Origin of the sequence: Arachnia propionica (assembly GCF_003859805.1) — a bacterium.
Classification (GTDB): Bacteria; Actinomycetota; Actinomycetes; order Propionibacteriales; family Propionibacteriaceae; genus Arachnia; species Arachnia propionica_C.
The window spans coordinates 15,911-41,250 of the sequence record NZ_RQZG01000013.1; the positions used below are offsets into that span (position 1 = coordinate 15,911).

The following is a 25,340-nucleotide window of genomic DNA, read 5'->3' on the forward strand; positions in this document are numbered from 1 at the left end:
TATCACTCGAAGGTGATGCCCTGCTGTTCCAGGTTGGCGATTACCTCGGCGAAGCCATCTTTCCGGAAAGGGGCCACTCTGTGTGGCGGCAGACCTGCTGTGGTGGCGACCACGCTCGCGAACCACGGGGTGATGAACCAGCGGTCGTCGTACTGGATGAGTCCGATGGCGAGCATGTGGCCGGAGTTCAACTCGATGAGGACCTCTGAGGTCGCCTGTGCTGAGGTGACGCGCTGCTCCTTCTCGAGGATGGCCTTCAGAGCGGGACCGTGGTCGGCGACGACCCGCAGCTGCTTGATCTCCAGATCCTTCAGGTGCGTGGCGTCGAATGTGGCGAGGATCTCATCAGGGGAGGCGTGCACCGGTCTGTCGAGATCCACCTCCTTCGTGGCGGTCAGCGTGGCGAGCTGACGGGTGACGATGGTGGTCGCGCCCGAGCGGAACTGCTGTGTCCACAGCTCAGTGGTGATCTCGCCCTGCAGGGGGAGCGGAGAAGGAGAATATGGCTGGTACACCCAAGTCCCGTTGAACTGATCAAGGGCTGCCTTGATGTCGTAGTGCTCGACCAGGGTGGTGCTGGCCTGGGCCTCGATCAGCTCCTGCACCTGCCCCTCGCCGAGGGCCGTGACGTAGAACTCGGCGGCCTCCCTGGGTGAGGCGAACGACCGGTCGGTGGACGAACCGGTGGGGTGCGTGATGTGCAGGACGTTGAAGGCGAGACTGACGATCAGGGCCAGCGCCAGGAGCGCCGTGGTGATGACGAGGCCACGACGTGGTCTGGGCGTGGTCGGCAGGGCGGACGCGGGATGAGGTGTCGTCATGGGGGCAGTGTAGGAAATCACCGGGACATGGGATCGGTGGGGACGGATTCTGTCGGTGCAGCCGGGTATCGTTGCGGGGCATGGGCATGATCTCGGTCTGGGTGCTGATCGTCGCCGCCGTCGCGGTGGCGGCTGCGGCGCTGTGGCTGGTGATCGGCCAGGTGACCAGGTGGAAGGACTGACATGGCAGAACTCACGGGTATCGACATCGAGGCCCCGGAAGGGCTCAACCCGGAGCTGATCGCGCTCGGCTGGCTGGTGGGGCGCTGGGAGGGCAGCGGCAACGGCACCGATGAGCAGGGCAACGACTTCACCTTCGAGCAGATCATCGAGTTCAGCCACAACGGTGGCAACTACCTGTTCTACGTCTCCCAGGCCTTCGGGATGTCCGACGAGGGCAGGTTCGACCAGCCGTTGGGCATGGAGACCGGGTTCTGGCGCCCCAAGGCGGATGCCTCGTTGGAGGTGACGCTGACCAACTCCGACGGCTGGACCGAGGTGTTGCTCGGCAAGATCCAGGTCACCCGCATCGACCTGCTGACCGACGCCGTGGTGCGCACCGAGGGGGCGCTGGTTCCGCACACCGCAGGTCAGCGGCTCTACGGCAAGGTGGAGGGCGACCTGATGTACGCGCTGGACCGGGCCACCACCGAGCATGAACTGCGGCCCCACATGTGGGCACGGCTGAGCAAGCAGTGAGCGTCACCGTCGAGAGCGGGGTCGATCAGGGCCTGGCCTGGCACTTCGGCAACCCCGTCGCCGAGGCCAGAGCGGTCGCGGCGGGGGGCGCCGTGGTGGATCTGTCGAACCGTGACGTCATCCAGATCAGGGGTGTGGACCGGCTGGCCTGGTTGCACTCGCTGACCAGCCAGCACCTGACGGAGCTCGCCCCGGGAACACCGGTCGAGATGCTGGTGCTCTCCCCGAACGGGCACGTCGAGCACGTGCTCAGTGGGGTCGACGACGGTGAGAGTCTCGTCGGCTGGACCGAGCCGGGCCGGGGTGCCGCCTTGGTGGACTTCCTGGAGCGGATGAGGTTCATGATGCGGGTGGAGGTCTCGATCCGCGACGACCTGGCCCTGTCCTGGGTGGGCGATCAGGTGGCGTTGCCCGAGCAGTGGGTGTCGTGGCCGTGGCTGGGGGGACGGGCGGTGCTGCGCCCCCGGGACGAGGCGTCGCCCGAGGGTGTGATGGCTGGAACCTGGGCCTTCGACGCCCACCGCATCGCCGCCGGGGTGCCGAGGATCTTCGTCGACACGGACCACCGGACGATACCCAACGAGATCGGCCTGTTCGGCACCCACCTGGACAAGGGCTGCTATCGGGGGCAGGAGACGGTGGCCCGGGTCCACACACTGGGGCGGCCGCCGCGTCGGTTGGTGTTGCTGCACCTCGACGGGTCGGCCGAGGCCCTGCCTGCGGTCGGGGCGCCACTGGTGCGCGATGGTCGGGAGGTCGGTTTCGTCGGGGCGTCTGCCAGGCACCACGAACTGGGGCCGATCGCCCTGGGCCTGGTGAAACGCAACGTCCCCGTCGATGCCGCGCTCACCGTCGACGGTATCGTCGCCGCACAGGAGGTACTGGTGGACCCGGAGGTGGGGCTCCACGTCAGGCCGCGCCTCGGCTGAGGGTTGACCATGCCCCTGCGCCCGGGTGGGCACGAACCGCTGGTGCACTTTTCCGACAGCGTTGAATCACGCCTTCGTGCAGGCAACCCGCAGGTTCGTGGCTCACCCGGGTCGGCTGGTCAGAGGACGGCGAGGGCGGCCTCGTAGTCGGGCTCGGTCTTGATCTCGGGAACCTGCTCGGTGTGGAGGACCTTGCCCTGCTCGTCGAGCACGACGACCGCGCGCGACAGCAGACCCTCCAGGGGGCCGTTGACCATGGTGACCCCGTAGTCCTCGCCCAGGGTGGTGCGGAAGTCGGAGGCGACGACGACGTCCTCGATGCCCTCGGCCCCGCAGAACCGGCTGAGGGCGAAGGGCAGGTCGCGGGAGATGCACAGCACCTTGGTGTTGGCCAGTCCGGCGGCGCGCTCGTTGAAGGTGCGCACGCTCTGGGCGCAGACCCCGGTGTCCACCGAGGGGAAGATGTTGAGCACGACGCGGGAACCGGCGAAGTCCGAGAGCTTGATGGCCCCGAGATCGGTGCCGACCAGTTCGAAGTTCGGAGCCGTCGTCCCGACCTCGGGGAGGGAACCGTGGGTGCGGACGGGGTTGCCGCCCAGGGTGATATCAGTCATGCAAGCATGATGACTGATCCGCCCAAATCATGGAAACCGACATGAACCCTCCGGGTGGACCCCTGGGGGGCAGAGTGACTCCGGGAGGGCCTGATGCAGGTGTTGCGGTGCGGGTGAACGTGACGCGGACCCGGACGAGCGGGACTTCGAGATCGCCGTCGGGGAGGTCGTCAGCATTCCTGTGGCGGGGACCAACAGCAGTGCCCGGACGGCTCCCGAGGTCGTCGAGGTGACCGGGGCTCGGGCCTGTTTCTTCGGGAACGGCCAGGAGGAATGCTGGCAGATCGGCGAGCCGACGACCTGCACCGTCGTGGTGAGGTGAAGAGCGACCCCTGATGCGGGCAGCGGAGAATGGGAGCGTGAACAACACCCGCAGATTCCTGCCCTCCCTGGTGGTCGCCGCGGCGGTGCTGTGTCTGCCGTCGTCGATCTCGTTCCTCGTCATCCCGCTCGCATTCCCGTTGCTGTTGGTGGGGTGGGCACTCGGGCGGCAGCGAGAGGGAGGGCATGACCTCTGGTGGGTGCTTGGGATCATGGCCATCATCCTGCTGGGTGTGGTCACTGCGTGGCTGTGGTTCACCGTCGACCCGTACGCTGAGGAGCCTGCTCACATTGACATGTTGTTCAGGATCGTCGCGTCCGCGACGGCGGGGTACCTCGTGTGTGGGTTGACGTTCTTCCTCCTGCGGCGCAGGAGGGCGGCGCGCAGCTGACGGGCCGGTGGTCGTCGGTCAGTCGAGGAGGGCCAGGATCTCCCGGGTCAGGCGTGCTCGGGCCTGAGGGCTCATCGGGGCGGGTCGGGTGCTCTCCTGACCCCAGGAGCCGTCGGCCGCCATCCGTGCGATCAGGCAACGCAGGGCGAGGGTGTCGAGTTCCTCGACGGGGGGGCTCGTCGGGGAACCAGCGATGGTTGACCCGCTCCCACGGGGCCAGCCAGTAGGGCTCACCCCTGGCTTCCAGGATGAACTGCAGTTCCACGGTGTTCGGGGTCTCGAGGGCGACACGGATGTAGCCCCGGGTCCGTTCCGTCAGGCTCGCCGATTCGGGCTCCTTCCCGGTGGCCTCGAGGAGTGCCTGGTCGAAGCGGGCGGCGAGGTGTTCGTGGATTCCGGCGATCAGGGCGTGCTTGCTGGGGAAGTGGTAGAGCAGGCCCTTCTTGGTCACCTTGGCCTGTTCGGCCACCGAATCAAGGGTGACAGCGCTGGTGCCGTGCTCCTCGGCCACCGTGAGGGCAGCTGCGATCATCCTGGGGCGGCCTGGCCGTACTCGTGCTGCCGATGCTGCTCATCGCCATCGACGGGATGGTGCTGATCTTCGCGCTGCCCGAGATCGCGGCCGACCTCGAGCCATCCGGTGCCGAGCAGCTGTGGCTGCTGGACATCTACGCCCTGATGCTCGCGGGACTGCTCGTCACCATGTCCTCGCTCGGTGACCGTTTCGGACGTCGCAGGGCGTTGCTGATCGGAGCGTTCTTCTTCGCCGCCGCCTCAGTTGCGGGGGCGATGTCCACCGAGCCCTGGATGCTGATCGCGGCCCGCGCACTGCTCGGTGTCGCGGGGGCTGCGATCATGCCGGGGACGCTCTCCCTGATCCGCAACATGTTCCTCGACCGCGACCAGCGAAGCACCGCCATGGCCGTCTGGTCCGCGGCGGGGGCGCTCGGAGCCGCGGCGGGGCCGATCGTCGGCGGCTGGATCATCGAGACCTTCAGCTGGCACGCGGCCTTCCTGATGAACATCCCGGTCATGGTGCTCCTGCTCGTGCTGGCGGCGGGGGCCGCGCTGGTGGCGCTGGTCAAGCGGTTCCCCGCCTCGGTGCTCGTCTCCATCGGGGTCCTCGTCACCGCTGGGGGGCGCCATGCTGCTCGCCCTGACCCCCGAGACCAAGCCCTGGCAGAGCGCCGTCGCCCTGTGCCTCGTCGGCCTCGGGGCCGGTGTGGGGATGACCCTCACCAATGACCTCATCATGAGTTCGGTCCGCCCCGAGCAGTCGGGGCAGGCCGCGGCGATCAGCGAGACCGCCATGACGATCCTCGCGACGATCCCACCTCACCGCGCACCCTCTTACTTGTCGGTCATGATCGACAACCAGGCCATGTTGACCTGTTTTGTCGACTATGATCGACAAAACGGAGGGAGGGCGTCGTCGTGGAACGGATCGTTGATCGGCCCCGCTACCTGGAACGCATCCGCCCGTTCATGGATGTTCCGGTGGTCAAGATCCTGACCGGGGTGAGGCGCTGCGGGAAGTCGACGCTGCTCGACATGGTGGCCGATGAAGCCGCCGTCAAGGACCCACAGGCCAGGCAGGTGAGACTCAACCTGGAGTCCCGGGAAGGGCTGGACATTCGCACCGCATCCGCCCTGATGGAGCACCTGGGTGCGCTGCTGCCGGACAGGAACGCCCGGGCCCACGTCTTCCTCGACGAGATTCAGCAGGTGCCGGGATGGGAGGACGTGGTCAATGCGTTGCGGGTGGACTGGAACTGTGACCTCTACCTCACCGGCTCCAACTCCACGATGCTCGCGAGCGAACTGAGCACCCATCTGGCCGGGCGTTTCGTCGAGTTCCCGATCCGCCCCCTGGCCTTCAGGGAGTTCGTGGAGCTGCGCCACCCCGACGGTGCCACCCGATCCGAGACCCAGGAGCTCTTCGAGCGTTACCTGGTCCTGGGAGGATTCCCGGTGCTGAAATACTTCGACGCGGACACGCAGGCCGCAGTGCAGTACCTCGACAGCCTGCTCGACACCGTCGTGGTCAAGGACGTGATCGAACACTTCTCGATCCGTGACGTGGACATGTTCCGGCGGATTCTGCGCTACTGCGTCGCACATGTGGGGCGGACCTTCTCCGCCCAGTCGGTGAGCAGGTACATCAGGAGTGAGGGGCGCTCGGTGAGCGTGGACACCGTGCTCGCCTATCTCAGACACTGCGCCGAGGCCTACCTCGTGGACAAGGTGCCGAGGCTGGATGTCGTCAGCAAGCAGCTGCTGCGCGCCGACGAGAAGTACTACGTGGTGGACCAAGGGCTGAGAACCGCCCTCGGCTTCGACAACCGTGCTGATGTGGAGCTGGCGCTCGAGAACATCGTCCACGGGGAGCTGCGGTCGCGGGGCTACACGGTGGAGGTCGGTTGGCGTGGGGCCAAGGAGGTGGACTTCGTGGCCCGGCGCGGGGAGCGGACGTGGTACGTGCAGGTCAGTTACCTCCTGGCGGACCAGGCGACGGCGGGCCGTGAGTTCGGCGTCCTCGAGGCGATCCCGGACAACCACCCCAAGACGGTGGTCAGCATGGACCCCATCACGCGGGGCCGCAACGGCATCGAGCACGTCAACATCGTGGACTTCCTGATGGCGGACCCGTTGAACGATCAAGGGAGGATGAACACCTGGTCCAAAGGCCCGGCCACCAGGTTTCAGGGCCGTGCACAGGGGTAGGCAGGTGATGAGGAGCCGTGGGCAGAGAATGGGACCATGTTCGATGATCTGGGTTTCGAGGTCCCGCTGCCGCGCTCACCTCGACGGGTGGTCTCGCTCGTGCCGTCCTTGACCGAGGCGATCGCCGTCACCCTGCCCGGCAGGCTCGTCGCGGCCACCGACTGGTGCACCGCACCGACAGGACTCGACGTCGTGAGGGTGCGGGGAACCAAGAACCCCGATCGTGCGCTCATCACGAGGCTTCGACCCGACCTGGTGGTGGCCAACCAGGAGGAGAACCGCAGCGTCGACGTCGCGCGTCTGCGGGCCGCCGGTGTCCCCGTCTGGGTGACCCGCATCGACTCGGTGTCCGACGCCCTCGCCAGCTTCGGCCGACTGTTCAAGGAGGTCTTCCGGATCCCGGAGGTCAGCTGGCTGGATGCGGCACGTGAGGTCTGGGCGAGGCCTGCGCGCCTGACGGGCAGCGTCGCCGTTCCCGTCTGGCGTGACCCCTGGATCTGGGTGGGGCAGGGCACCTATCCCGACGACGTGCTGCGTCACCTCGGCCTGACCAATGTCGTCGATGAGATGCGTTACCCGCATCTCGACCTCAGCGACACCCTCCGACGGGATCCCCACCTGGTGCTGCTGCCCGATGAGCCCTACCCGTTCACCGGTACCGACGTGCCCGCGCCAGCCCCGTCGTATCCGGTGACGGGACGGTCACTCTTCTGGTACGGGCCCGCCATGGTGGAGGCCAGGGGCCAGCTGGAGGCGGTGCTCGCTCGTGGCTGATGGTGGAGCTCCCACCTGCTCCCGAAATCGTCGAGGTCGGTCAAGAACACCGACTGATCGTTGTCGATGAACCCTCTGGTCCCGGTCCCGGGCCTGTGACACCCTTGGGTCATGAACCAGAACCTGCGTGAGTTCATCGACATGGTCCGTGACCAGGGCTACACCGTCGGGGACGTCCATGGCGAGGACCAGTACCTCATCGATCCGCTGGGCGATGCCGTGGAGACGTGGCGTGACAAGTACCCCTACGACGAGTTGTTGAGCCGGGAGGAGTACGAGGCGGAGAAGCGGCAGCTGCAGATCGAGCTGCTGAAGTTCCAGTACTCCGCGCAGGACAACGGTACCAAGCACATCATCCTGTTCGAGGGACGCGACGCCGCGGGCAAGGGTGGGGCCATCAAACGCTTCACCGAGCACCTCAACCCGCGCGGTGCCCGTGTCGTCGCACTCAACAAGCCGAGCGAGACCGAGCGGGGGCAGTGGTACTTCCAGCGCTACATCAAGCACCTGCCCACCGCGGGGGAGATCGTGCTGTTCGACCGCTCCTGGTACAACCGGGCCGGGGTGGAGCGGGTGATGGGGTTCTGCACCGATCAGGAGTACCAGACCTTCATGCGTCAGGCCCCGCTCTTCGAGCAGATGCTCATCGAATCGGGCATCACCGTGACCAAGCTGTGGTTCTCCGTCACCCAGCGGGAACAGCGCACCCGCTTCGCCATCCGACAGCTGGACCCGGTGCGACGCTGGAAGCTTTCCCCGATGGACCTGGAGTCGCTGGACCGCTGGGAGGACTACACGGCGGCGAAATCCGCGATGCTGAAGCAGACCGACACGGAACTGGCCCCGTGGTACCGGATCAAGTCCAACGACAAGAAACGGGCCCGGCTCAATGCGATGCGGCTGTTCCTGGAGAGCCATGACTACGACGACAAGGACGCCTCCGTCATCACACCGACCGATCCCCTGATCGTGCAGCGGGGTCGCAAGAAGTGGGCGAAGCAGAATGCCGACGGCGAGATCGTCCAACCGGAGGAGAACGAGGACTGACTACTCCTACAGTGTGCGAAGGATGGCTGCAGGGTCCCGGGTCGCCGCGTGCCATGCGGGATAGGCCGCGGCACAGATTCCTGCCACCACGCTGATGGTGAGCCCGCCGATCACAGTGCTGAGTCCAAGGCGCAACGGCAGGTCGTGAACCGTACACAGTGCCCACGTGGCTGCCACTCCCACACCGACGCCGAAGCAGCCGCCAAGGAAACCGATCAGCAATCCCTCCATGGTGAACATCCGCCAGATGGAGAGCCGACTGGCGCCCACGGCACGCCGAAGGGCGATCTGTGGTGCACGATGCTGGACTGAAAGGAACAAGGAGATGCCGGCGGTGGTGGCCGACAGCACCAGGATCACCGTCCCGACGACGGTCAGCAGCTGCGCCAGGTCATCGCGCACCCCGGCCTGCAGTTCGCGCAGCTGGGCGACGGCGGAGACCTGGAAAGCGCCGGGATTCTCCGGTGCGAGTGCGACGGGTGCGGCCTGCGCCACGGGTTCGGCGAAACCGGGAAGAGTGGTGACCAGCCAGTAGCGCTGATCGGGTTCGGCCAGTAGTGCTGAGCACCCGGCGGACAACAGGATCTCCCGGTCGGCAAGCACGTCACCGATCGGAGCCAGTGTCGCTGCCACGCTCACTGGACGGCTGTTGAGCAGGACGCTGATGCCGACCTCGGCCGAGGCGACTCCAAGTTCCCCTGCGGCTTCAGCGCCAAGAGCAGCCACGCAGCCGACCTCAGGAAGATCGAACACGTCGAGGGAACCGGTCTCTGCCACCCCGCCACGTAGCGCGATGCCCGATGCGTTGGTCTGCACGATGTTTCCGGTGAATCGTGGCCCACCAGGCAGTGCCAGGCGTTTGACCTGGTTCGCGGTCGCGGAGTGAAGACTGACCGGAGCGACCGCACGCACCCCGGTCAGCTGTTGCAGTCTTGTGAGGCCATCCTCGGGGGCAGTGCCGTGGAAGTGCTCTGCGGACAGTGACGCAGGTGGATGGACCCGCACCTCACTGCTGCCAGTGGCTGTGAGCTGGGTCACCACGGCTCCGGTGGTGCTGGCGGTCAGGCCGATGGCCGAGACCAGAGCAGTGATCCCGAGAATGTAGGCCAGCAACACCCAGATGACGTGTCGGGGATGTGTCACGACGGCGGTGGCTGCCTCCTGGAATTCATGGTGCAGCTCGGAGAGCAGCCGGGGGGTGACGGGCGGGGCCTCAGCTTCGCGGTCCTCCCGGGCCCTCGAGTCCTCGCGTGTGGTGGTCCTTCCGTCATCGGCGACGACCCTGCCGTCCGAGAGGCGGATGATGCGGTGTGCCCTGGCGGCGACCTCCGGGTCGTGGGTGGCGACGATCACCGTCGTTCCGGCCTCGTTGACCTCGTGGATCAGGTCGAGCAGCCGGGTGGTGTTGTGCTCATCGAGAGCCCCGGTCGGTTCGTCAGCCAGGAGCAGGTCAGGGCGGGTCACCAGGGCGCGGGCCAGGGCCACCCGTTGTTTCTCCCCACCGGAGAGCGATCCCGCCCGGTCGTCGATCCGCTCGATCAGTCCAACCTGTCGAGCGGCCGTCAGCACACGGTCACGAGTTTCCTCGGTGGTCATGCCCTGGACCCGACAGGGCAGTGCAATGTTCTCGGAGACGGTGCGCTCGCCCAGCACGTAGGAGTTCTGGAAGACGAAACCGATCCGTGTCCCGCGTAACTGGTTCCGCTGCTGCCCGGTCAGTTCAGCACTCCGGTGGCCCATGAGGCTGAGCGTGCCGGAAGAAGGTTCGGCCAAGAGGCCGATCAGGGACAGCAGCGTCGTCTTCCCGGAGCCGGAAGCACCCACGACGGCGACGAATTCTCCTTCCTCGATGCGAAGATCCACATCGGCCAGGGCATGGCCGCCACCATCGGGCAAGGATTTGCTGAGCCCCTCAGCCAGAATCGAGGTAGCCATGGTCAACCGTGCACCAGGACTGCGGTTCCCTCGGCCAGGTCTCCTGGCTGCAACACCACCCAACCGTTGGCCTGGCCGGTTGGGGTCACGTCATGTCGTCGAGTTTCGTCCTCCACCACCATCACGTAGGCCTGGTTCCCATCCATGCGTAGGGCGGTGAGCGGAACGGCGGGGCGGTTCTCGATGGGTTCGGTGTCGCTGATCGTGACCCGTTGCCCCGTGGAGATGGCAAGACCTTCCGGAACCGAGACCGTGATGTCGTGACCTGCGGGTACCCCGGTACCGGCCGCCATGAACTCGGAGACCGCGGTGACGGTGCTCGTGCTTGATTTCCCGGCGGAGTCGGAGATGGTGACCTCAGTTCCCACAGTGAATGTGTCGCTCTGGAGCAGGTCGGCGCGGGCACGGAACACCGGCGCTGCGGTGCGCACCTCGAGCAGGGGGTGCTCCGGGTCGAGGGGGTCCCCGGCGCCAGCGGCGGCGGTGACGGTGGCCTCATCGCCGGGAAGTCGCAGTCCTTGGGAGTGCAACAGCACCACGTCGTCGCTCTGTGGTGGGGCTCCTTGCGAGGTCAGCAGTTCGTTGACGGCATTTCGGGTGGCTGCATCGGCCACGTCGTCGGCCTCGGCCAGGACACCGCGTGCCACGAGCACACGTTCCAGGGCGGCCACGTCGGCCCCGTGGTTCCCGACGGTGAGGTCACGGTGGAGTGGTACCCAGTTCGGCAGGGCGATGATCACGATGCCGGAGACCTCGGCTGCCACGTCACCCATGCGCACGGGATCGCCGGGAGCCAGGCGTGGCACTGTGACCACCATCGGGTCGGGTTGTGGGGCGGGGGAGAGTGCGACAGGGTCGGCGATGACGACCTCAGCCGTGAGTGAATGGCGCTCCCGCTCCGCTCGTAGCTCCACCGTCGCGGTGACAGGGACGACACGGCGCGCATTCTCGATGGCCGAATCATCCACCGATGGATGCAGCATTGCGACGGCGAGGGCTCCGGTCAGTGCCCCGACGGCGAACCCGATGAGCCAGCCGAATGGTCGCCTCATTGGATCCCCACCTCGGCCAGGATTTTGTTGGCCCGTGCCACCCGGGAATCGGCCTCTGCCTTGACGCTGAGAAGTTCCGCCCGGTGCTCTCGGATTAGGTCTGTCTGAAAGTTGGCGACGAGGTCGCCGAGGCGTTGGGTCACCCCTAAGAAATCGCTGCACTGGGCCTCGACCAAGGCGGCCCTGAGCATGCTCTCCTCGTCCTCGGCAGGGAATTCGACATTGCGCAGGGAGCTGTCTGAATCCGTTCGGTGACCCTTTTCGGTGACACAGGAGGCACGCTGGGAGATCAGAGCGGTGAATTCCTCGGTTCCTTCGGCCCGTTCCAGGGATTCCCCGTTGATCTCCATGAGCAGTGTTGACGCTGAGTCCGTCATGCTGCTGTGCACCGGCTGCAGGGTCGTGAGAGGGTCGCGCTCTAAGCAGGAGGAGATGGTGGACTCATCCGCGTCGATCCAGCTTGGTGGCTCGGGACCTTCGGGGAACGGTCGCCAACCGTGTGCCGCGATGTAGTCTGCATTCCAGAATCCGAACAGCCAGTGCGTGGCCCAATGGTCCGGGCGCAGTGGCTCGATGGCCCGACGGGCCTCGGCGACCACGTCATCACTGACCCGGTCCTGCCTGGTGACGCACCGGGCGAGCTCGATGGAGGCTGCGGCCTCCACCCGGTGGATCTCCGCCCTGCTCATGCCGTAGGCGTCGATGGGAAGGGTGATGTCCGAGGACTCCCAGTCCAGCACCGCAGCCCGGGTCTCCACCGGGGATGGGTCAGGCTCAGGCTTTCCTGGCTGACAGGCAGTCAGCATCAGCAGTACAGAAGCCCACAGCGTGGTCCACCTCATAGGCCGGAACAATGCCCTTTCCAGCTTTCCAAGTTGTTGTTGAACCTGCTGCTCAGGGAGGAGATCCCGGACTGCTTACGAATGGTCAGCTGCGATCCTGTGAACTTCTTGTTGGTCCACATGCGCTGTGTCCAGACCGAGTTGTTCCACACCGATGAGGTTCGGTTGTTCCAGCCTGCCAGGTCATGAATTTGGCAAGGGCCGTTCGTGGTTGAAGAGAGGGGGGCGATGGGGTTTCCATACCTGGCTCCATCCCACAGGCACCCGACAGCGCCTGAGTTCCAGCAGTCGGAGGCGGCCGCGTGGGCGGGGGCTGGCGTGCCGAATGAATGCAGGCTGAGCGCTGCAACCACTGTGAGAGTGGCGAGGAGTTTTTTCATCCTTGACATGGCTTCTCCTTGAGTTCCTCCTGGGGAGGAAGCTACATCACCCGCACAGGGAGGGCAAGGTTGTGGTGAGATCTCTGGCCAAAGGTCATCTGTTGCTCCGGCTGGGGCCTCACGGCAGCGAGGTGAGCGCGTCGACGACCTCCTTCAGGGGGCGCAGACCGGTGTTGTTGATGCGCTGGGAGATCGCGGAGGCGGAGACCCCCTCGCGGGCGGCCAGGTCCCGGTTCGACAGACCGCCCCGGAAGTCGCGCCAGGTGCGGCGTGAGCCCTCCCTCAGGTCGGCGAGGTGAGCATCGAGGAGTCTCAGCAGGGGATCGACCAACGGGTTCGCGACGGCGCGATGGTCGATGAGGGCGGTCCGGGTCGTGTGGTACCCCGGGCGGAGGGCGAGGGCCTTGGCCGTCACGATCGCGTCCCGGGCGTTCCACCAGGCCGAGCCGTCCTGGATGCCGCGTCTCGCATCGACCACCTGGAGCTCGCCTCCCCCCAGGCCGACCCTGAGCTCCGCCGTCCCCAGCAGTTCGTCGCGCAGCATCATGGTGGCTGAGACGGCGTCACCGAGGGTGGTGTAGACGCCCTGGAGCTCGTCCCCGACGGTGACCCGCAGTGGGTCGAGGGCCACCACGGCGGTATTGGTGGCCGTGATCGCGGTCAGGATGGCGTCATGGACGACGGCACGTCGGGAGTCACGGGAACCCACCACATCCCCGAGCAACGCCACACATTCAGAAAAAACCTGAACTTTACTCATATAAAGATAATAACTTAACTCGTGTCGGTGAGGGTGACGGTCACGAACCGCTGGTGACAGACGGTTCACCGTCGTCGGCGGGGGCGGTTCCAGCGTTTTCCTCCGTGATTCGTGTTCGGGGAGCGCTGCTGGGGTGGGGTGCGAGAAATGTCGGTCCCGTCTGGAACAGTGGGGACATGAACCCCATCGTGTGGAGCGTCGTCCTCGTCGCAGGTTTCCTGGCCGCCACGCTCGCCGGGACGCCGGTGATCCGTGGCCTGTTCAAGGTGGTCGACTGGCAGATCCAGCGTGCCGCCGCCCGACGGGAGGCGGCCGTGGCGGGCAGTGGCGGACCCGAGCTGGTGGACCTGAGGCTGGAGAGAGCGGGCCAACAGATGCCCGGTGGCACCTGGATCGGCCTGCTGGAGCGGGTCGGCATCTACACCTGCATCGTCGCCGGGTTCCCGGCAGGCATCGCCATCGTGCTCGGCGTCAAGGGATTCGGCCGCTACCCCGAGCTGAGCACTCCCGACGCCGCGAAGAGTGAGCGTTTCATCATCGGCACCCTCGGCAGCACCCTGTGGGCCGGGGCCTGGGCGGGGGTGGTGCTCTGGATGCATGGGTAGGTCCTGGTGCACAGGTCACGCCGGGCGGCGGCGCGCCGGACCGGATGATCCGTTTCCTCGCCATCGTGACCAGCACCCTCCAGTGCCGGAGGCAGCTGGTCAGTGATCACCTCACCCAACCCGTCAGGAATGTCCTCACCCCGACTGCACCTCCACAACACGGCCCAACCACTATCGTGGGGTCACTCGTCTGGAAGGATCCGCATGAAACACCTTGTCGTCGGTGCCTACGCCGCCCTGCCCGCTGAGCGTGCCGATCAGGAGCGCTTCTACGACGAACTGGCCGGGCGCGGACTGGCCGAGGGTTTGGAGATTCCCTTCGTGGACACCCTCCACACGGATCCCGAATGGTTCGCCGCCCAGGTGCAGGGTAGGTTCACCCGCTCGGTGGTCACCGCTATCCCCGGAACGATGCAGCGGGTCTGGCGCGACGCCACCTTCGGGCTGGCCTCACCCGACGAGGAGGGCCGGGCCCGCGCCGTCGCCTGGGTCACCGAGATCCGTCGCGCCGCCGAGGACCTCAACCAACGCCTCGGCGAGCAGAGCATCGCCTGGCTGCACATCCACTCCGCCCCCTCGGTCACCGCCGACGGCGCTGCCTTCGCCCGCTCCCTGACGGAGCTCACCGAGGCCCAGGGCTTCACCACGGAGCTGGTCATCGAGCACTGCGACGCCCACGACCCGGCCATCCCGGGCGAGAAACGTTTCCTCAGCCTGGAGGCCGAGCTGGAGGCGGCCCCCGGATTCGGGTTCGCGGTCAACTGGGGTCGTTCCGCGCTGGAGGCCCACGACCCGGAGCGCCCCCGCCACCACGTCGAGACCCTGGTAGCCCGGGGCAGGCTGCGCGGGCTGATGTTCTCCGGGGCCGGAGCCTCCGACACCCGGTGGGGAGCGGCCTGGGCGGACCTCCACCTGCCCCTGTCCAGCGACGAACCCAGCTCGCTCATGACCCCGCAGCGGGTGGCCGAGTGCCTGACAGCAGCGGGGGACGTGGCCTACACCGGGGCAAAGGTCCAGGCCCCCTCCGACGCGGACGTCGAGACCCGACTGGGGGTCATCGCCTCGGTCATCGACCTGCTGCGCTGACCTCGGGTGATGTCTCGGGGATCGGCGGTCGCCCCAGTGTGACCGCAGTGGATTCCGCCTTGTCTGCGTGGCCTTTTCAGGTGGTCTCGTGGACGAGGACGGTCTTGCCGAGGGTCGTGCCGCCACGCAGTGCGGCGAGCACCCGTGGGGCGTCCTGGATCGGAGCCTGCTCGGTGAGGTGCACGGTGATCTCGCCGGTGGCCACCAGGTTCAGGGCTCGGCGCAGGTAGGAGCCGACCAGATTCGGATCAGCTGCGGAGAGGGTGCCGAGGTTGAATCCGAGAACTCCGATTCCGCCGAACCACAGCATGTTGCTGCTGATCCCCTGGTCTCCGGCCTGGGCTGCGTCCCCGACGGCGAGGAGTCTGCCGCCCAGCCGCAGCAGTCCCAGGCTTGTCCGTCGTCCCGGGCCGGAGACAGGGTCTGCGATCACGTCGAACTGATTTGGCTTCGCGTTGTCGATCTCGGCGCGAAGCCAGACCTCGTCATACCCCAGGTCGAGTGCAGCCTGTCTTTTCTCCTGGCTGCCGACGACCCCCACGACGCGGTCGGCACCGAGGAAGCGGGCGACTTGCCCGAACTGCGATCCGAGCCCTCCGGCGGCAGCGTGGACGAGCACATGCTCACCGGGAGCCAGGTGTGCGATGCGCTCAAGCGTGATCAGAGCGGTGGTCGTGTTCGACGGCACCACTGCTGCCAGGGCAGGGTCCATGCCAGCCGGTAGTGGTGCCACGAGCCCGGCCTGGGTGACGGCAACCTGCCCGTAGCCGCCTCCGTCGTTGATCGTCAATGCCGCGACCTGATCGCCGGATGTGAACCCGGTGACGCCCTCGCCGAGCGCACGTACCCGGCCGGAGACCTCGATCCCCGGGACCCAGGGCAGGGGAGCAGGAACGAGCCCGCCTGCGAACAGGGCTTCGACGTAGTTCGCCCCAGCGAACTCGACATCAAGTGAGATCTGTCCCTGTTTCGGCTCGGGAGTGGGGACTTCGTCGTAGCTCAGTGCATCAGGCCCGTCGTAGCTCGTGATCTGTACAGCCTTCATGTACTGCATCCTTCCAGAGTGCAAGTATACTGAATTATATCAGGTTACTTACATCAAGTGGGGGGTGCGTCACTGAAGGCAGCATGCCGCCCTCGGCGCCACGAGGTGGGCATCATCCAGACAGAGCTCTCGCCACCGAACGGAGCTATGAGTTCTCCTGCTCGCCGGGGCCGCCTTGCAGCGAGGCGGTGGCCCGTCGCAACAGGTCACGCAGCTGAACACGTTCCGCATCGGTGAAGGTCTCACCCAAACGCTGCTCGATTGCTCGTGGTGCCTCGTCTGCGCGCAGAACAAGGGCCTCGCCCTCAGGAGTCAGGGAGACCACCAGTATCCTGCGATGCACCTTCGAGGGGGTCCGGGTCACGAACCCCTTGGCTTCAAGTTTGTCAAGTGTCTGACTCATCGTCTGCGCCGTGACCGCCGCGACCCGCGCGAGCTGAGCCGACGACTGCTCAGGCATGTAGTACAACGACATCAACACCGCATACTGTGCCACCGTCAGACCGAACGGGCGCAACGCCTCGGACTTCGCCGTCAGCAGTGCCTGCTCGGCTGCCTTGATGTGCGACCCGAGCCGGGCGGCGGAGTCCTCGGCGAACTCCTCCTCGCCACGTCGAGGGTGAGTCAGGCGGAACGAGGGGGTATCCGTGTCGGTCACCTCATCAGAATAAGGGGCAACACGAACTGGCGGGTTGCTTGCGCGAAGTGCTGATGTCAACGCTGCCAGAAAAGCAGAACGGCGATTCGTGCCCATCAAGGCGCGTTGGGTCGCAGCCCCTTCGAGGCCACTGGGCCACAGTGGTCTCGAGTGGTCGTTCTCCTGACTGTTCAAGACCACTTCAGCCCAGTGGTCACATCCCTTGTGGGACGGAGCCCAGGCAAGCGGAACGGCGCTTCGTGTCCTGCGTGAGGGGAGGGTTTGCCCGGCTCATCCCATGCGCATCCTCAGCCCCGTTTGAGGCGGGCGCGGTCCTTCTGGCCCAGCACCACCTTGCGGATGCGCACCACGGCTGGGGTCACCTCCAGGCACTCGTCGGCGGCGCAGAACTCCAGCTGCTGCTCCATCGACATCAGCCGCGGTGGGATGAGGCGCTCCAGCTCGTCGCCCGTCGAGGAGCGGATGTTGGTGAGCTTCTTCTCCTTCGACGGATTGACGTCCATGTCCTCCGGGCGCGGGTTCTCGCCCACGATCATGCCCTCGTAGACCTCGGCACCGGGGCCGACGAACATGGTGCCGCGCTCCTGCAGGTTGAACAACGCGTACGAGGTGACCACACCCGTGCGGTCGGCCACCAGCGACCCCGTTGGGCGGGTACGGAACTCACCCGCCCACGGCTCGTAACCCTCCGCCACGTGGTTCATGATGCCGGTGCCGCGGGTCTCGGTGAGGAACTCGGTGCGGAACCCGATCAGCCCACGCGCCGGGACCAGGAACTCCATCCGCACCCAGCCGGTGCCGTGGTTGACCATCGTCTCCATCCGGCCACGCCTGAGCCCCATCAGCTGGGTGACCACACCGACGAACTCCTCCGGGATGTCCACGGTGAGCCGCTCGATCGGCTCGTGGACCTTCCCGTCGATGACCTTCGTCACCACCTGCGGCTTGCCGACGGTCAGCTCGAAGCCCTCCCGGCGCATCATCTCCACCAGCACCGCCAGCTGCAGCTCACCTCGACCCTGCACCTCCCAGGTGTCGGGACGCTCCGTCGGTTTCACCCGGATGGAGACGTTGCCGATCAGCTCCTGGTCCAGGCGTGCCTTCACCAGCCGGGCGGTGAGGTGCTTGCCGGACCTCCCGGCCAGGGGAGAGGTGTTGATGCCGATCGTCATGGAGATCGACGGCTCGTCCACGTGGATCAGCGGCAGCGGCTTCGGGTCCTCCGGGTCGGAGAGGGTCTCGCCGATGGTGATCTCCGGGATCCCGGCGATGGCGACGATGTCGCCGGGGCCCGCGCTCTCGGCAGGCACCCGATCCAGGGCCTTCGTCATGAGCAGCTCGGTCAGCTTCACATTCGTGACGGTGCCGTCGGCCCGGCACCACGCCACCTGCTGGCCCCGCCTCAACTCGCCCGCCACGACACGGCACAGCGCCAGTCGGCCGAGGTACGGGGAGGCGTCCAGGTTGGTGACATGGGCCTGCAGGGTGGCCCCCTCCTCGTAGGTCGGGGCGGGGATGTGCTCCATGATCGTGGCGAACAGTGGCTCAAGATCCTCCCCGTCAGGCATCGCGCCGTCGGCGGGTTGGGTCAGTGAGGCCCGCCCGGCCTTCGCGGAGGCGTAGACGATGGGGAAGTCCAGGGCGTCGGAGGCGTCGTCGTCGAGCAGGTCCATGAACAGGTCGTAGGTCTCGTCCACGACGGCGGCGATCCTGGCGTCGGAACGGTCCACCTTGTTCACCACCACGATGAGCGGCAGCTGCTTCGCCAAGGCCTTGCGCAGCACGAACCGGGTCTGCGGCAGCGGCCCCTCGGAGGCGTCCACCAGCAGCACCACACCGTCGACCATCTCCAGGCCCCGCTCCACCTCACCACCGAAGTCGGCGTGCCCCGGGGTGTCGATGATGTTGATGGTCACCTCGGTGCCATCGGTCATGCGGTGCCGCACCGCGGTGTTCTTGGCGAGGATGGTGATGCCCTTCTCCCGTTCCAGGTCCATCGAGTCCATCACCCGGTTGTTGACATCCGAGCCCTCCCGGAAGGCGCCGGACTGCCAGAGCATGGCATCCACCAGCGTGGTCTTGCCATGGTCGACATGGGCGACGATCGCGACGTTGCGCAGATCGGATCGAATGGGCATGCGGACTCCTCGGATCGGTTCAGGGCCGCCGAACAGTGTAGAGGCCACCGGTCCGTACGCCGGGCGGCGCGCGGGGAGCCGGGATCGGGGTGAGGAGGCTGGGGGCCGATGTGCTGCAGGGTGCGGCTCAGGCGAGGAGATCGCGCTGCGCCTCGAAGAGCTGCCTGGCCACCTCCGGGTCGGGCGGGATGCTGCCGTCCAGTCCCGTCACCCGGATCACGATGCTGGTCCCGGAGACGACGCCGACGAGGTGGTGGGAGCGCTGGGTGACCTGCTGATCGGTGAGCGTCGACACGCTCACGTGGGTGACGGCGTAGACCTCCTCGGCACCGTCGACGGCTGCCTCGGTCACCTCCTGGGTCAGATCAGTGGTGATGCTCCCCCACGTCGCCTTCACGGTCGGGCACCTCGTCACGTGATCCTTGAACATCGCGGCGAAGGAACCCTCGGCCAGGGTGACCTGGCCGACCAGGGTGTCGCTCAACCCGATGGAGGCCGCCAGCGGTCTCGGCATGTCGGTGAGGTTGCACCCGGCAGGCTCGACCTCGCTTCCCGGCTGGCTGATGCCGATGTCGGAGCCCTCGGGGGCCGCCACCAACGTGAACCCTGCCCGCTCGCCCACCAGGATCTTGTCGGTGACCTCGGAGGAGGGCTGGACGTTGCCGCCACCGGAGGGCACGGACCCCGTCGGGGACTCCATCGCCGACGGGGAGGCCGACATCGGCTGCGCCCCATCGGTCGTCGGGGAGCTGTCCGGCGACCGTGGTGCAGGGGAGTTCTCCGACGGTGTGGTCCCACCCCCGGAACAGGCACCAAGGCTCAGGGCCAGGGCGGCCATCGAGGAGATCGCGAGGAGTGGGGACCTGGCCTTCACGGGTCCCTCGTGTGAAGGTCGCTTCCGGGGGTCTGCCACCTCAACGGGCCGCCGCCTGCCTGGCCGCCATGGGGCCTGTCGCCCGGATGGCCGCCAGTGCGGCCTCCCGACACTCGTCGAGGGTGACGGCCGCCAGTGCGGCCCGCACCTGTTCGAGCGACTGCACGCTCATCGACAACGTCGAGACCCCGAGCCCCACCAGCACCGGGGCCAGGTCCGGCATCGCGGCCGCCTCACCACAGCAGGAGACCGGCCTGCCGAGTTCCCGACCCGCCTCACCGACGGCCTGGATCAGCCTCAGCACCGCGGGGTTCCACGGGTCCTGCAGCTCCGGCACCCCCGTCGCCATCCGGTCGATGGCCATGGCGTACTGGGTGAGGTCATTGCTGCCGATGCTGGCGAAATCCACCTCGGCCAGGATCTCCCGGGCACACAGGGCCGCGGCCGGGACCTCGATCATGACCCCGACGTGCCCGAGTCCGGCGGCTCGGGCCAAGGAGGCGAACCGGGCCGCCTCGGCCGGCGTGGAGATCATCGGGGCCATCACCCACACCTCCGCCCCGCTCATCCGCTCGGCCATCGCGATGGCCTCCAGCTGCCGCTCCAGCACCTCCGGAGCCAGGGCGGCGGTGCGGAACCCACGGATCCCCAGCGCCGGGTTCTCCTCACCGGGGGTGGTGAGGAAGGGCAGTGGTTTGTCGCTGCCCGCGTCGAGGGTCCGCACCACGACCTTGCGTCCCGCGAACGGGGTCAGGACCTTCGCGTACCCCTCGGCCTGCTCCGTGACACCGGGTTCCTCCCGGCTGGCCAGGAAACCGATCTCGGTGCGGAACAGCCCGACCCCCTCGGCCCCGGCACGCTGTGCCACCTCGGCCGCCCCCGCGGAGGCGACGTTGGCGTACAGCCCGACGGCGACACCGTCGGCGGTCCGGCCCGGTGCGGTGAGCGGCTGGAGCACCGCCGGGGTGGTGCGTGCCCCGGCGCGCTGGGCCTCGTCCGGCTCCACCACGACCTCGCCGGTGCCGCCGTCGAGGAGCACCGTCGCGCCGTCGGGGATGTCCAGCGCGTCGGTCACCCCGACCACCGCGGGGATGCCCATGCTGCGCGCGAGGATGGAGGTGTGGGAGGTCGGGCCGCCGTCGACGGTGATGATGCCGAGGCACCGTTCGGCGGTGAGGGTGGCCGTGTCCGCCGGGGCCAGGTCCTGGGCCACCAGGATGAACGGGGTCTCGCTGACGGGCACCCCCGGCAGAGGGCGGCCCGTGAGGTGACTGACCGCGCGGTCGCGGATGTCGATGAGATCGGTGACCCGCTCCGCCAGCAGCCCACCCGAGGTCTGGAACTCCACCACGACCTCGGAGACCGTCTGCCACAACGCCGACACCCCGCCCGCGCCGTCGACCCCGACCCGGTCCAGGGCGCGCCCGCTCAACATCGGGTCACGCGACAGCGTGGCGCTGGCCCGCAGGATCTCCGCGACCTCCGGGGCGGCACCCTCGGCCTGCTGCTCGTAGCCCGCGGCGGTGGTCTCCAGCGCCTCGGCCAGGCGACGGCGCTCGTCCGGGATCTCCGCGGGGGACAGCAGGAAGTCCTTCGGAGGTTTGGTGGCGGGACTGGTCATGATCCGGGCCACACCGACGACCCGACCACCACTGACCCCCTGCGGGCCGGTGGCACTGGGGGCGGGTTGTTGCTGGACGGCCGTCAACTCCCCGAAACCGTCACGGATCAGTGCGATCACGGCGGCGACGGCCTGATCCGCCTCAGCACCGGCCGCCTCCACCCACACCCGGTCCCCCTGCCGGGCACCGAGCCCGGCCAGGGACACGGGTGAGGTGCCCTCGGCCTCACGGCCGTGGCAGAGCAGCCTCAGCCGACAGTCGAAACCGGAGACCGCCGCCACCACCTGGGCCACGGGCCGCACGTGCAGCCCGGACGGGTTGACCAGCGTCGCCGAGTCCTTCGCCGTGGCCTCCCAGGCCGAGGGCTGCGCCGTCGGGGCCGGGGGAGGCTGATCCCCGAGGGCCTCCAGCTTCGCCTCCAGGGCGCGGCTGGCCTCGGTGGCGACCTCCTCCAGCCCCGCACCGGTCGCGGCCCGCACCACCGCGGCCAACATCCCCTCGACGAAGGGGGCGGCGACGATGCGCACCTGCTCCGGGTCGGAGTCGATGAGGTCCAGGGCGAGCTCAGCACTCAGTACCGCCGAGCCGAGATCGACCAGCACCACCACGCCCGCGCCCCGATCTGCGGCGGTGATGGCCTCCGCGACGGCGGTGGCGTCGGTGCCGAGCCTGCCGTCGCTGGTGCCGGCGGCGACGAGGACGGCCGGCTGCTCGCCGTGGACCATCTGCAATGACAGTTCGACGGCGGCATCCGCGAGGGCGCGGCTGTGGGAGACCGCGACGATCCCGACCCGGCTCATGGGTTCACCCTTCCTGCAGGGTCTCGGCCAGCGCCTGGAACATCAGGGCGGTGGAGGTGGCCCCCGGGTCCTGGTGACCGGCGGAGCGTTCCCCGAGGTAACTGGCCCTTCCCTTCGTCGCGACCATGTCGATGGTCGCCTCGCATCCGGCGGCGGCCGCCTCCGCGGCGGCCCGGGCGGCAGCGGCGGCACCCTGGTCGGCGGCCTCGGCGAAGGCGGTGACGGCGGGGGTCAGGGCGTCGACCATCGTCTTCTCCCCGGTGGTGGCCTTGCCCCGCGCGGTCACCCCGTCGAGTCCGGCCCGCAGCGCCTCGGCGAAGGCGTCGACGAGCACCCCGTCGTCGGGCAGTGTCTTGCCCATGCGCAGGAAGAACGTGCCGTAGAGCGGCCCGGAGGCACCCCCGACGGTGCTGATCAGCGTCATCCCGACTCCCTTGAACAGGGCGGGCAGCGGGGCGGTGGGGTCGAGCTGTTCGACGGCGGCCCCGAAGCCCCGGGTCATGTTGGCCCCGTGGTCCGCGTCACCGATCGCCGAGTCGAGGGTGGTCAGCATGGTGGCGTTCTCCGCCAGGAGGTCGAAGAGACGGTTCAGCCAGGAGACGAGCTGGTCGCGGTGGATCATCACAGCCCCCACCGAAGTCCGGAGGTGTTGACCGGTGCGTCCCACAGCGCCAGGAGCTCGTCGTCGACCTCCAGCACGGTGACCGCGCATCCCGCCATGTCGAGGCTGGTGATGTAGTTGCCCACCAGGTTGCGTTCCACGGAGACCCCGGCCGCATCGAGCAGGGCCTTGACCTCACCGTACATGAGGTACAGCTCGATCAGCGGCGTGCCGCCCATGCCACCCACCATGACGATGGTGCGCTTGCCCCGGAAGTCCCGGTCGGCGAGGATCGGCTCGACGAGCTGGCGGGCGATGTCCTTCGCCGTGGCGAGGGGCTCGCGGTGCCGACCCGGCTCGCCGTGGATGCCGATGCCGATCTCCATCTGGTCCTCCGGCAGGTCGAAGGTCGGCCTGCCCGCCGCAGGGACGGTGCAGGAGGTGAGCGCCATCCCCATGGAGCGGCCCTGCGCGTTGACCCTGTTCGCCACGGCCAGCACCTGGTCGAGGTCCCTGCCCTCCTCGGCGGCGGCACCGACGATCTTCTCCAGCAGCACCGTCAGGCCGACGCCGCGCCTGCCTGCGGTGTAGAGGGAGTCCTGGACGGCGACGTCGTCGGCGATCACGACGGTCTCCACCCGCACGTCCTCCTCAGCGGCCAGTTCGGCGGCCATCTCGAAGTTCAGGACGTCGCCGGTGTAGTTCTTGACGATGTGCAGCACGCCCGCCCCGGAATCGGCGGCAACCGTGGCGGCGTGGATCTGGTCCGGGGTGGGGGAGGTGAACACCTGCCCGGCACAGGCGGCGTCCAGCATGCCGACGCCGACGTAGCCGCCGTGGAGGGGTTCGTGACCGGAGCCACCACCGGAGACCAGCGCCACCTTGCCGGGGCGGGTCGGCTCGGCACGCAGGATGACGCGGTGCTGGTGGTCGATGCGGACGCGGTCGTCGCTGGCCTCGATGCCGCGCAGCGCCTCGGCTATCACGTCGTCGGGGGAGTTGATGAGCTTCTTCATGGACCTGCTCCTTTGCGGGTGGGTGGGGAAGGGACCTACCCATGATGCTGTCCTGAAATGGCTCCGGGTTCAAATGCGGTCCTCGCGCCTGCACGATCGTGAGCCCCGACGACGGTGAGGCTGCACCAAGGTGCAGGGCGTCCCTCGGCCCCGCTCCGGGTAGACTGCGGTGGTAAGGCCCCGGCTTTGCTGGGGCTTGTTCTGCGTCCAGGAGGATTCAATGCCTAGTGTTGTCGTGGTCGGAACCCAGTGGGGTGACGAGGGCAAGGGCAAGGCGACCGACCAGCTCGGCGACCGCGTCGACCTGTGTGTGCGTTACTCGGGTGGCAACAATGCCGGACACACCTTGGTGGTTGGGGGCGAGAAGTTCGTCATGCACCTGCTGCCGTCCGGCATCCTCAACCCCGGCACCACCACCGTGATCGGCAACGGTGTCGTCGTCGATCCGGACGTGCTGGCTGAGGAGCTGGAGATGCTGTCGTCCAGGGGGGTGGAGGTGCCGCATCCGCTGATCTCCGCGAACGCGCACATCATCACCGAGTACCACAAGGTGATCGACAAGGTGACCGAACGGTTCCTCGGCAAGCGGCGGATCGGCACCACGGGGCGCGGGGTGGGGCCGGCGTACTCGGACAAGGTGAACCGGATGGGGATCCGCATCCAGGACCTGTTCGACGAGTCGATCCTGCGCCAGAAGGTGGAGGCCGCGCTGGAGCAGAAGAACCAGCTGCTGGTCAAGGTCTACAACCGTCGTCCGATGGAGGCCGACGAGATCGTCGAGGCCCTGCTGCGTCACGCCGAGTCGATCCGTCCGCACGTCATCGACTGTGGTCGGTTCGTCAACGACGCCCTCGACCGTGGTGAGGTGGTGCTCTTCGAGGGGGCTCAGGCGCACCACCTGGATGTCGATCACGGCACCTACCCGTACGTGACCTCCTCCAACCCGATCGCGGCGGGGGCCTGCACCGGGGCAGGGGTCGGGCCGACCCGGATCGACCGTTCAATCGGCATCGCGAAGGCCTACACCACCCGGGTGGGGGAGGGCCCGTTCCCGACGGAGCTCCACGACGAGGACGGCGAGCGGTTGCGCCAGGCCGGTGGCGAGTTCGGTGCGACGACGGGGCGGCCGCGTCGCTGCGGCTGGTTCGATGCGCTGGTGGTGGAGCAGGCCACGAAGCTCAACGGTTTCACCGACATCTTCCTCACCAAGCTGGACATCCTGTCGGGTTGGGAGAGGATCCCGGTGTGCGTGGCCTACGACGTCGACGGGGTGAGGCACGACCACATGCCCATCACCCAGTCGGAGTTCCACCACGCCAGGCCGATCTACGAGGAGCTTCCGGGCTGGAGCGAGGACATCTCCGGCTGCCGCACCTTCGACGAGCTGCCGGCGAACTGCCAGGCCTACGTGCGTCGCCTGGAGGAACTCATCGGCTGCCGCATCTCCGGGATCGGCGTCGGCCCGGGTCGCGAACAGTCCGTGGTCATCAACGACCTGATCTGAGCAGACGCGGGGTTTTCTGCCATTCCTCGTGGATTGACCCCCGCCGAGGGTCGAAGAATGGCAGAAAACCCCGCCAGCTCAGAAAGCGACGAGTCGTCGCT

At 67.5% G+C, this 25,340-nt stretch carries 26 protein-coding genes and 2 pseudogenes; 11 read left to right on the plus strand and 17 right to left on the minus strand.

All coding sequences use genetic code 11. The annotated features are described in order from the left end of the window. Window positions 1-2: 2 nt before the first annotated feature. A complete protein-coding gene (locus EII34_RS11020; RefSeq protein ID WP_124845215.1) occupies window positions 3-821 on the minus strand; it encodes a hypothetical protein in 819 nt (272 codons plus the stop codon). Window positions 822-1,004: 183 nt separating this feature from the next. On the opposite strand from EII34_RS11020, the gene EII34_RS11025 reads away from it, so the two are divergent. Beyond that, window positions 1,005-1,520, plus strand: coding sequence for a heme-binding beta-barrel domain-containing protein (locus EII34_RS11025; RefSeq protein WP_124845216.1), 516 nt, complete (start codon window positions 1,005-1,007; stop codon window positions 1,518-1,520). After that, window positions 1,517-2,449: a CAF17-like 4Fe-4S cluster assembly/insertion protein YgfZ gene (gene ygfZ / locus EII34_RS11030; RefSeq protein WP_124845217.1), complete on the plus strand. Its 933-nt coding sequence runs from the start codon at window positions 1,517-1,519 to the stop codon at window positions 2,447-2,449. Before EII34_RS11025 ends, ygfZ begins: the two co-directional genes overlap by 4 nt. A gap of 119 nt (window positions 2,450-2,568) precedes the next feature. On the opposite strand, the gene tpx is transcribed toward ygfZ, so the two are convergent. Then, window positions 2,569-3,063 (minus strand): thiol peroxidase, encoded by a 495-nt coding sequence (gene tpx / locus EII34_RS11035; RefSeq protein ID WP_124845218.1) that lies wholly within the window; start codon window positions 3,061-3,063, stop codon window positions 2,569-2,571. Window positions 3,064-3,244: 181 nt separating this feature from the next. Between tpx and EII34_RS16005 the strand changes: the two genes are divergently transcribed. After that, window positions 3,245-3,385 carry a hypothetical protein gene (locus tag EII34_RS16005; RefSeq protein WP_185711304.1) on the plus strand — a complete coding sequence of 47 codons (141 nt, stop codon included), beginning with the start codon at window positions 3,245-3,247 and terminating at the stop codon, window positions 3,383-3,385. A gap of 37 nt (window positions 3,386-3,422) precedes the next feature. Then, on the plus strand, window positions 3,423-3,776 hold the full coding sequence (locus tag EII34_RS11040) for a hypothetical protein (protein ID WP_124845219.1): 354 nt from the start codon (window positions 3,423-3,425) through the stop codon (window positions 3,774-3,776). 18 nt (window positions 3,777-3,794) lie between these two features. Here EII34_RS11040 and EII34_RS16010 read toward each other — a convergent pair whose 3' ends face one another. After that, window positions 3,795-4,010, minus strand: coding sequence for a hypothetical protein (locus EII34_RS16010; protein WP_185711305.1), 216 nt, complete (start codon window positions 4,008-4,010; stop codon window positions 3,795-3,797). A 175-nt stretch (window positions 4,011-4,185) separates the two neighbouring features. Then, window positions 4,186-4,308 (minus strand): annotated as a pseudogene (locus EII34_RS16830) (TetR/AcrR family transcriptional regulator); the annotation flags it as partial. A 32-nt stretch (window positions 4,309-4,340) separates the two neighbouring features. Here EII34_RS16830 and EII34_RS11050 point away from each other — a divergent pair. From EII34_RS11050 to ppk2, 4 genes are all read left to right on the plus strand, one after another. Beyond that, window positions 4,341-5,021, plus strand: coding sequence for an MFS transporter (locus EII34_RS11050; protein ID WP_124845221.1), 681 nt, complete (start codon window positions 4,341-4,343; stop codon window positions 5,019-5,021). A 189-nt stretch (window positions 5,022-5,210) separates the two neighbouring features. Further along, the gene (locus tag EII34_RS11055; protein WP_221620280.1) at window positions 5,211-6,500 is read left to right on the plus strand and encodes an ATP-binding protein; all 1,290 of its coding nucleotides are present in this window, start codon (window positions 5,211-5,213) and stop codon (window positions 6,498-6,500) included. Between the two features lie 36 nt (window positions 6,501-6,536). Continuing rightward, window positions 6,537-7,274 carry a helical backbone metal receptor gene (locus EII34_RS11060; protein ID WP_124845222.1) on the plus strand — a complete coding sequence of 246 codons (738 nt, stop codon included), beginning with the start codon at window positions 6,537-6,539 and terminating at the stop codon, window positions 7,272-7,274. Window positions 7,275-7,385: 111 nt separating this feature from the next. Beyond that, window positions 7,386-8,321 (plus strand): polyphosphate kinase 2, encoded by a 936-nt coding sequence (gene ppk2, locus EII34_RS11065; RefSeq protein WP_124845223.1) that lies wholly within the window; start codon window positions 7,386-7,388, stop codon window positions 8,319-8,321. 6 nt (window positions 8,322-8,327) lie between these two features. On the opposite strand, the gene EII34_RS11070 is transcribed toward ppk2, so the two are convergent. The 5 genes from EII34_RS11070 to EII34_RS11090 form a co-directional block, all read right to left on the minus strand. Then, window positions 8,328-10,256: an ABC transporter ATP-binding protein/permease gene (locus EII34_RS11070; protein WP_124845224.1), complete on the minus strand. Its 1,929-nt coding sequence runs from the start codon at window positions 10,254-10,256 to the stop codon at window positions 8,328-8,330. A gap of 2 nt (window positions 10,257-10,258) precedes the next feature. After that, the gene (locus EII34_RS11075; RefSeq protein WP_124845225.1) at window positions 10,259-11,308 is read right to left on the minus strand and encodes an efflux RND transporter periplasmic adaptor subunit; all 1,050 of its coding nucleotides are present in this window, start codon (window positions 11,306-11,308) and stop codon (window positions 10,259-10,261) included. Next, entirely contained in the window at window positions 11,305-12,066 is a 762-nt protein-coding gene (locus EII34_RS11080; protein WP_124845226.1) for a hypothetical protein, read from the minus strand. The genes EII34_RS11075 and EII34_RS11080 overlap by 4 nt, the downstream gene beginning before the upstream one ends. Before the next feature lie 80 nt (window positions 12,067-12,146). After that, a complete protein-coding gene (locus EII34_RS11085) occupies window positions 12,147-12,539 on the minus strand; it encodes a peptidase inhibitor family I36 protein (protein ID WP_124845227.1) in 393 nt (130 codons plus the stop codon). A gap of 109 nt (window positions 12,540-12,648) precedes the next feature. Further along, the gene (locus tag EII34_RS11090) at window positions 12,649-13,290 is read right to left on the minus strand and encodes an RNA polymerase subunit sigma-70 (RefSeq protein WP_124845228.1); all 642 of its coding nucleotides are present in this window, start codon (window positions 13,288-13,290) and stop codon (window positions 12,649-12,651) included. A 281-nt stretch (window positions 13,291-13,571) separates the two neighbouring features. Here EII34_RS11090 and EII34_RS11095 point away from each other — a divergent pair, with 281 nt between their 5' ends. Both EII34_RS11095 and EII34_RS11100 read left to right on the plus strand, forming a co-directional pair. Beyond that, complete coding sequence (locus EII34_RS11095; RefSeq protein ID WP_395858086.1) at window positions 13,572-13,895, plus strand: hypothetical protein; 324 nt, start codon at window positions 13,572-13,574, stop codon at window positions 13,893-13,895. A gap of 204 nt (window positions 13,896-14,099) precedes the next feature. Further along, the gene (locus tag EII34_RS11100) at window positions 14,100-14,981 is read left to right on the plus strand and encodes a DUF4862 family protein (protein ID WP_124845230.1); all 882 of its coding nucleotides are present in this window, start codon (window positions 14,100-14,102) and stop codon (window positions 14,979-14,981) included. A 76-nt stretch (window positions 14,982-15,057) separates the two neighbouring features. Here the strand turns inward: EII34_RS11100 and EII34_RS11105 are convergent, their stop codons facing one another. The 8 genes and pseudogenes from EII34_RS11105 to dhaK form a co-directional block, all read right to left on the minus strand. Continuing rightward, window positions 15,058-16,026 (minus strand): quinone oxidoreductase family protein, encoded by a 969-nt coding sequence (locus EII34_RS11105; RefSeq protein ID WP_124845231.1) that lies wholly within the window; start codon window positions 16,024-16,026, stop codon window positions 15,058-15,060. Window positions 16,027-16,171: 145 nt separating this feature from the next. Continuing rightward, on the minus strand, window positions 16,172-16,684 hold the full coding sequence (locus EII34_RS11110) for a MarR family winged helix-turn-helix transcriptional regulator (RefSeq protein WP_221620281.1): 513 nt from the start codon (window positions 16,682-16,684) through the stop codon (window positions 16,172-16,174). Window positions 16,685-16,971: 287 nt separating this feature from the next. After that, the gene (typA, locus tag EII34_RS11115) at window positions 16,972-18,822 is read right to left on the minus strand and encodes a translational GTPase TypA (RefSeq protein ID WP_124845233.1); all 1,851 of its coding nucleotides are present in this window, start codon (window positions 18,820-18,822) and stop codon (window positions 16,972-16,974) included. 127 nt (window positions 18,823-18,949) lie between these two features. Next, entirely contained in the window at window positions 18,950-19,696 is a 747-nt protein-coding gene (locus EII34_RS11120; protein ID WP_124845234.1) for a hypothetical protein, read from the minus strand. 40 nt (window positions 19,697-19,736) lie between these two features. Then, window positions 19,737-21,728, minus strand: a complete 1,992-nt coding sequence (gene ptsP, locus EII34_RS11125) for a phosphoenolpyruvate--protein phosphotransferase (protein WP_395858088.1) — start codon at window positions 21,726-21,728, stop codon at window positions 19,737-19,739. Next, a pseudogene (gene dhaM / locus EII34_RS16710) lies at window positions 21,711-22,118 on the minus strand (dihydroxyacetone kinase phosphoryl donor subunit DhaM); the annotation flags it as partial. The gene ptsP and the pseudogene dhaM, both read right to left, overlap by 18 nt. A gap of 4 nt (window positions 22,119-22,122) precedes the next feature. Further along, window positions 22,123-22,740 carry a dihydroxyacetone kinase subunit DhaL gene (gene dhaL / locus EII34_RS11130; protein WP_124845236.1) on the minus strand — a complete coding sequence of 206 codons (618 nt, stop codon included), beginning with the start codon at window positions 22,738-22,740 and terminating at the stop codon, window positions 22,123-22,125. Then, complete coding sequence (dhaK, locus tag EII34_RS11135; protein WP_124845237.1) at window positions 22,740-23,735, minus strand: dihydroxyacetone kinase subunit DhaK; 996 nt, start codon at window positions 23,733-23,735, stop codon at window positions 22,740-22,742. The genes dhaL and dhaK overlap by 1 nt, the downstream gene beginning before the upstream one ends. Window positions 23,736-23,955: 220 nt before the next feature. Here dhaK and EII34_RS11140 point away from each other — a divergent pair, with 220 nt between their 5' ends. Next, window positions 23,956-25,239 carry an adenylosuccinate synthase gene (locus EII34_RS11140; protein ID WP_124845238.1) on the plus strand — a complete coding sequence of 428 codons (1,284 nt, stop codon included), beginning with the start codon at window positions 23,956-23,958 and terminating at the stop codon, window positions 25,237-25,239. The last annotated feature ends 101 nt before the right edge of the window (window positions 25,240-25,340 follow it).

Bases quoted from the DNA above. Each gene is read 5' to 3' on its own strand.
- EII34_RS11085 (WP_124845227.1), bottom strand. From the start codon at position 12,539: ATGTCAAGGATGAAAAAACTCCTCGCCACTCTCACAGTGGTTGCAGCG.
- tpx (WP_124845218.1), bottom strand. From the start codon at position 3,063: ATGACTGATATCACCCTGGGCGGCAACCCCGTCCGCACCCACGGTTCC.
- EII34_RS11060 (WP_124845222.1), top strand. From the start codon at position 6,537: ATGTTCGATGATCTGGGTTTCGAGGTCCCGCTGCCGCGCTCACCTCGA.
- EII34_RS11105 (WP_124845231.1), bottom strand. From the start codon at position 16,026: ATGAAGGCTGTACAGATCACGAGCTACGACGGGCCTGATGCACTGAGC.
- EII34_RS11050 (WP_124845221.1), top strand. From the start codon at position 4,341: ATGCTGCTCATCGCCATCGACGGGATGGTGCTGATCTTCGCGCTGCCC.
- dhaK (WP_124845237.1), bottom strand. From the start codon at position 23,735: ATGAAGAAGCTCATCAACTCCCCCGACGACGTGATAGCCGAGGCGCTG.
- EII34_RS11025 (WP_124845216.1), top strand. From the start codon at position 1,005: ATGGCAGAACTCACGGGTATCGACATCGAGGCCCCGGAAGGGCTCAAC.
- dhaL (WP_124845236.1), bottom strand. From the start codon at position 22,740: ATGATCCACCGCGACCAGCTCGTCTCCTGGCTGAACCGTCTCTTCGAC.
- ppk2 (WP_124845223.1), top strand. From the start codon at position 7,386: ATGAACCAGAACCTGCGTGAGTTCATCGACATGGTCCGTGACCAGGGC.
- EII34_RS11140 (WP_124845238.1), top strand. From the start codon at position 23,956: ATGCCTAGTGTTGTCGTGGTCGGAACCCAGTGGGGTGACGAGGGCAAG.
- EII34_RS11020 (WP_124845215.1), bottom strand. From the start codon at position 821: ATGACGACACCTCATCCCGCGTCCGCCCTGCCGACCACGCCCAGACCA.
- EII34_RS11100 (WP_124845230.1), top strand. From the start codon at position 14,100: ATGAAACACCTTGTCGTCGGTGCCTACGCCGCCCTGCCCGCTGAGCGT.
- EII34_RS11075 (WP_124845225.1), bottom strand. From the start codon at position 11,308: ATGAGGCGACCATTCGGCTGGCTCATCGGGTTCGCCGTCGGGGCACTG.
- EII34_RS11070 (WP_124845224.1), bottom strand. From the start codon at position 10,256: ATGGCTACCTCGATTCTGGCTGAGGGGCTCAGCAAATCCTTGCCCGAT.
- EII34_RS11090 (WP_124845228.1), bottom strand. From the start codon at position 13,290: ATGAGTAAAGTTCAGGTTTTTTCTGAATGTGTGGCGTTGCTCGGGGAT.
- typA (WP_124845233.1), bottom strand. From the start codon at position 18,822: ATGCCCATTCGATCCGATCTGCGCAACGTCGCGATCGTCGCCCATGTC.